Annotated in this window: 7 protein-coding genes and 1 pseudogene; 2 read left to right on the top strand and 6 right to left on the bottom strand. The window is 62.5% G+C overall.

The genetic code is table 11. From position 1 onward, the window contains the following. Both EOA23_RS31570 and EOA23_RS35915 read right to left on the bottom strand, forming a co-directional pair. Positions 1–287: pseudogene (locus EOA23_RS31570) on the bottom strand (hypothetical protein); the annotation flags it as partial. Beyond that, positions 271–447: a hypothetical protein gene (locus tag EOA23_RS35915; protein ID WP_189341782.1), complete on the bottom strand. Its 177-nt coding sequence runs from the start codon at positions 445–447 to the stop codon at positions 271–273. The pseudogene EOA23_RS31570 and the gene EOA23_RS35915, both read right to left, overlap by 17 nt. Positions 448–539: 92 nt before the next feature. Between EOA23_RS35915 and EOA23_RS31565 the strand changes: the two genes are divergently transcribed. Further along, positions 540–1,106 carry a DUF3299 domain-containing protein gene (locus EOA23_RS31565; protein WP_127306980.1) on the top strand — a complete coding sequence of 189 codons (567 nt, stop codon included), beginning with the start codon at positions 540–542 and terminating at the stop codon, positions 1,104–1,106. Between the two features lie 21 nt (positions 1,107–1,127). Here the strand turns inward: EOA23_RS31565 and EOA23_RS31560 are convergent, their stop codons facing one another. The 4 genes from EOA23_RS31560 to EOA23_RS31545 all read right to left on the bottom strand — a co-directional run bounded on the left by EOA23_RS31560 (position 1,128) and on the right by EOA23_RS31545 (position 3,655). Further along, on the bottom strand, positions 1,128–1,619 hold the full coding sequence (locus EOA23_RS31560) for an Lrp/AsnC family transcriptional regulator (protein ID WP_006205209.1): 492 nt from the start codon (positions 1,617–1,619) through the stop codon (positions 1,128–1,130). Positions 1,620–1,727: 108 nt separating this feature from the next. Further along, on the bottom strand, positions 1,728–2,345 hold the full coding sequence (locus tag EOA23_RS31555) for a uracil-DNA glycosylase family protein (RefSeq protein ID WP_126060923.1): 618 nt from the start codon (positions 2,343–2,345) through the stop codon (positions 1,728–1,730). Between the two features lie 27 nt (positions 2,346–2,372). Next, positions 2,373–2,984: a glutathione S-transferase gene (locus tag EOA23_RS31550; protein WP_127306979.1), complete on the bottom strand. Its 612-nt coding sequence runs from the start codon at positions 2,982–2,984 to the stop codon at positions 2,373–2,375. Positions 2,985–3,031: 47 nt separating this feature from the next. Then, positions 3,032–3,655 carry a thermonuclease family protein gene (locus tag EOA23_RS31545; protein ID WP_127306978.1) on the bottom strand — a complete coding sequence of 208 codons (624 nt, stop codon included), beginning with the start codon at positions 3,653–3,655 and terminating at the stop codon, positions 3,032–3,034. 76 nt (positions 3,656–3,731) lie between these two features. Here EOA23_RS31545 and EOA23_RS31540 point away from each other — a divergent pair. Further along, positions 3,732–4,889, top strand: a 1,158-nt coding sequence (locus tag EOA23_RS31540) for a histidine kinase dimerization/phospho-acceptor domain-containing protein (protein WP_127306977.1), incomplete at its 3' end; no start/stop codon positions are given.

The following is a 4,889-nucleotide window of genomic DNA, read 5'->3' as shown; positions in this document are numbered from 1 at the left end:
ATATAGGCTCTTGCTTGCGCGCTTTCCTTCCAGCCTCGGCGCTTCAGATATTCGTCGACCATATTGCTGGGTTCACCCTCGAAATCCTGCGTCAGGAAATCCTCGAAAGCACAACCCCAAAGGGCATTCGTCCAGTGCTCACCGAGGACTTCGGCAAGGTCTTCAAAATCGCCCTCGCCATCGAGCACCCGGCCAAAATGCTCGTTGAAAACTTCCTCGAAGCATTCGCGCCATTCGTCACGGGAAAGAAATTTCATCAGCCCGCTGAGATCATGGCTGGTCGGCATGGAACTTCTCCAGGTACTTGTGCGCTGGGGTCGCGCGACACAGGCTCACTGCCGTCGTATCGTCCGGGGCATTTTCAGCGCCGTTGCCCCGGTCAGGCAAGACTTCGACAACGATTTCCCGCAGTTTCTTCGGCGCGACGTTCCACCAGAGCGTTTCCATAGCCCGTGACTGATCCATCGGGCTGGAAAATGCTCCGAGATCACGGCAGTCTTACTCGCGCTCGCAATCACGGACCGGCTAGAATGCAGCCAATGAACAATCGTCTCGGCACAGGCGCGATCATCGCCGCGGTACTTGGCCTCGCCGTCAGTCATGCCTCGGCGGAAACCGCGCATATCCTTTGGAAGGATCTGCGCCCCGCCACGCAGGCGATCGCCGAGGACGCGAACCTGCCGATGATCGCGGCAAAACTGCCCGACCACGGCGAGACACTGTCGCTCAATCTGCAGGACAAGGCCATACAATTAGCCGGCTATGCGTTGCCGGTCGATCGCGACGGCGACCTCGTCTACCAGTTCCTGCTGGTTCCGTGGACAGGCGCCTGCAGCCACATGCCGACGCCGCCGCCCAACCAGATGGTGCTGGTCACCCCGGCGCATCCCTACAAGATGAAAGAGGCTTACGACCCGGTCGCCGTCACTGGCGTGTTGCAGCCTGGCATGGAAAAGAGCCAGCTTTTCATCCTCGACGGCGTCTCGGTCGTCCAGTCCGGCTACACGGTGCGTAGGGCGGAGGTAGCGAGCGTCGACAGCGTGCCGGACACGGTCACTCTGCCGGTCAACTCGCCGTGGAATTTCCTGAACAAAAAGAAGAATTAAGGCCGGTCGGCGCAACCAGTGTCACGCCGCGTTCGCGCCCGATTCCTTGTCCAGAACCATGTAATCGAGCGGAATTTCCGTCGTGTACTTGATCTGCTCCATGGCGAAGGACGAGGACACGTCGCGGATCTCGATCTTGGCGATCAGGCGCTTGTAGAAGGCATCGTAGGCGGCGATGTCGGGCACCACGACGCGCAGCAGGTAATCGACGTCGCCGCTCATGCGGTAGAACTCGACCACCTCCGGAAATTCCTGGATGACCTCGGAGAAGCGCCGCAGCCATTCATGGCTGTGCGAATTGGTGCGGATCGACACGAAGACGGTGACGCGCACATTGACCTTCTCATGGTCGAGGATGGCGACGCGCCGCTTGATGACACCCTCTTCCTCGAGCTTCTGGATACGCCGCCAGCACGGCGTGGTCGACAGGCCGACTTTCTTGGCGACGTCGGCCACCGCGAGCGTGGCGTCCTCCTGCAGGAGGCGGAGAATTTTTCGGTCGAGGCGATCCATGGGGAGGCTCCAGGGGAATAGTTTGGCTATAATCCCTTTTATCAGAGCCTTTCACAAGAAAGAAATTCTGCCAAAGGCACCAAAAGCGGGTGATATCTTGCGGAATGCCTAACCAATGCGATAGCGGATTTCCGACCTGAGGAAGGGCAGCAAATCCATTTCAAACCAGGGATTCTTCTTCAGCCAGCCGGTGTTTCGCCACGACGGATGCGGCAGCGGCAACACTTTTGGACTGGCCGGAGCATCCCAGACGGCGCGCCAATTTCTCACCGTATCCGTCAAGGACGCCGCGCGCGTCGTGCCCATATGCCATGCCTGCGCATAGCCGCCGATGGTCAGCACCAGGTCGATCTGCGGCATCAGCGCCATCAGCTGAGCGCGCCAGGCCGGTGCGCATTCGCGACGCGGCGGCAGGTCGCCGCCCTTGGCGTCCTGGCCGGGAAAGCAGAAGCCCATCGGCACGATGGCGAATTTTTCCGTGTCGTAGAACTCTTCGTTGCTGACGCCGAGCCAGCTTCTGAGGCGATCTCCGGACGCATCGGTGAACGGCATGCCCGATACATGCACCTTGGTGCCCGGCGCCTGGCTGGCGAGCAGGATGCGGGCGCTCGAGGACGGCCTCAATACCGGGCGCGGCTCGTGCGGCAAGGGCCGGCCAACCGGCTGGTCGACGCAGATGCGGCAGGCCCGCACTCTCGCGGTGAGGCGCTCCAATACTTCGCTCATATCGGGTGGACTATCCAATTCGGTCGCTCAGGCCGTCGCGCTTGGCCGGCTCGTCAGCGCCGCATACCAGCGCAGCACATTCGTGCACTCCTCAGGCACCTTGATGCGGGCCGGCTTCATGAAATCGATAGCGATCATTCCGGTGATATCGGCAACCGAATAGGCATCGCCGGCGGCGAATTCGCGCTGCGCCAGTTCGTGATCGAGCAGGTGCAGGAACTCGATCACCTTCGGCTTGTTGGCCTCGCCCCATTCCGGGATCTGCGGCACCTCCCACTCCTTCATCGCCGGATGGATATGCCGGAACGCGGCCGCGACACTGACCATCAGGTTGAGTTCAAGGCGTCTTTGCCACATCTCGACCTTTGCCTTGCCGAGCGCGCCCGTGCCGAACAGCGCCGGCTCGGGATGCAACTCCTCGAAATAGCGGCAGATGGCGATCGATTCGGTGATGACGGTGCCGTCGTCGAGCTCGAGCACCGGCAGGCGCCGCAGCGGATTGCGTTGCGCCACCTCTTCGCCGCGATGCTCCAGCGCAGCCATGTCGACGGGCACCAGCGGCACCGTCAGCCCCTTCTCGGCAAGGAAGACGCGCACACGCCGGGGATTCGGCGCGCGGCCGCCATCGAACAGCTTCATTCCATCCTCCAGCTTCTCCACCGGATCATAGGGCTCGGATACGCCCGTCACCAGAAGCGAAAGAACTCGCGCAACGCGTCGCTCAACCAGGCAAGCGTGCCGCGCTTTCTCTCGACCGGCGCGTCATGATGGCTGTCGCGCCAGTCCCGCGGCTCCTCGAAGGCGCCTGCCCAGATGCCGACCTTGGCCGCTCTCGCCACCGCTTCCTCGGTTTCGAAGTCGCCGAAGGCAACCGCCCATCCGGCCTGCACCTGGGCCTGGTTCAGGTCGGTGTCGCCTGCCCTGCAGTCGCCGAGCAGCCTGCCGTAACGGTCGCGCTGCCAGCCGCTGCAGGAAACCGGCCGGCCGGCGATCAGCCGTACCAGCGATTGCCGCGCCAGCTTGCCGCAGGGATAGTCGGCGCCGGCCTTCTGGCAGGTCTGCTGGTACTCGGGAGCATCGATGCCGCGCATGCGGATGCGCTCGGTCCCGAGCGTGATCGAATCGCCGTCATTGACGATCGCCGTGCCTTGCTCCTTGCGAGTCTCGAAGCGATCGAGCCGAGCCGCCACCAGGATCAGCAACCCGAGCAAAAGGAAGGCCAGCCCATAGTCCAGCAGCTTGCGCCACAGGCTGCGCGGCGGGCTCGCCGCATAGCGCCGGCGCGGTCCTCGCGGCCCGAAACGGCTCATATGGCAAACAGTCTCTTAATCATTCGAACGTAGCTTAACGAACTGAAAATCGCTGCGCGCAGAAATTGAAGTCCGTATGCCTTTGCTACGCTCGAACACAGCGGATAAATTCATTGTGGACCGCCGTAAACCGCACCGCAACAGCGATGTGGCGCGCGCGGTGCGCAAGACGCGCGACCGCCTTTCGCAGCAAGCGGGTAGTCTCGACTTCGACCGTGAACTGCTGAAACTGCATGCGCGCGCCATGGTGGTCAGCGCGGTCGCGATTCCCCTGCTCGTGCTCGCCGTAGCGGCCATCGGCCGGCTGGCGGGCATGGACGGCCAAGTCACCATCTGGGCTTTGGCGACGCTGCTTTGCTACGCGATCGTCGCGTTCATGTCGCGGCGCGTCGAGCGAACCGAGGCCGCCGAACTCGACCCGGCGCAGACGCGCCGCGACTTCCTGATCGGCCATTTCCTGTGTGGCCTTGGCTGGGCGTGGTTCGCCTGGATCGGCTGCGACACCTGCCAGATCGACCAGTTCCATGTCGCCAAGGCCATGGTGCTGCTGATCGCGATGGCGACGACCGCGGTGATGGCCTCCTCGCTTGGCGGCGCGCTGTTCGCGACCTTTGCCATTCCCGTAGCCGTCTATGTGTACACCATCATGCGCCTGTGGACGCCGATCGAAGCCACGATGGCGGCATTGCTCATCGCAGCACTTCCGTTCTTCGGCTATGTCGCGCGCCACCTCAACCAGGCCTCGTTGATGGTGCTGTCCTTCCGCTCGGAGAAGGACGCGTTGATCGCCGAGGTGGAGACGGCGAAATCAATGTCGGACGAGGCAAGGCGGCGCGCCGAGGACGCCAACCTTGCGAAATCGCGCTTTCTCGCCTCGATGAGCCACGAGCTCAGGACGCCGCTCAACGCCATCCTGGGCTTCTCTGAAGTGATGGCCAATGAAGTGCTGGGTCCGATGAACAATCCGACCTACCGCGACTATGCCCATGACGTGCACGAGTCCGGTCAGCATTTGCTCGACCTGATCAACGAGATCCTCGACCTGTCGCGCATCGAGGCCGGCCGCTACCAGCTCAACGAGGAGCCGGTGATGCTGGTGACCATCGTCGAGGACTGCTGCCACATGATGGAATTGCGGGCCCGCAACAAGGACATCCGCATCGTCCAGGAGTTCGAGGACACCTTGCCGCGCCTCTTTGCCGACGAGCGCGCGGTGCGTCAGATCACGCTCAAC

This window comes from Mesorhizobium sp. M2A.F.Ca.ET.042.01.1.1 (assembly GCF_003997405.1).
GTDB lineage: Bacteria > Pseudomonadota > Alphaproteobacteria > Rhizobiales > Rhizobiaceae > Mesorhizobium.
Note: the sequence above shows the minus strand (reverse complement) of the source record. Positions and strands in the feature narration are given on the sequence as shown.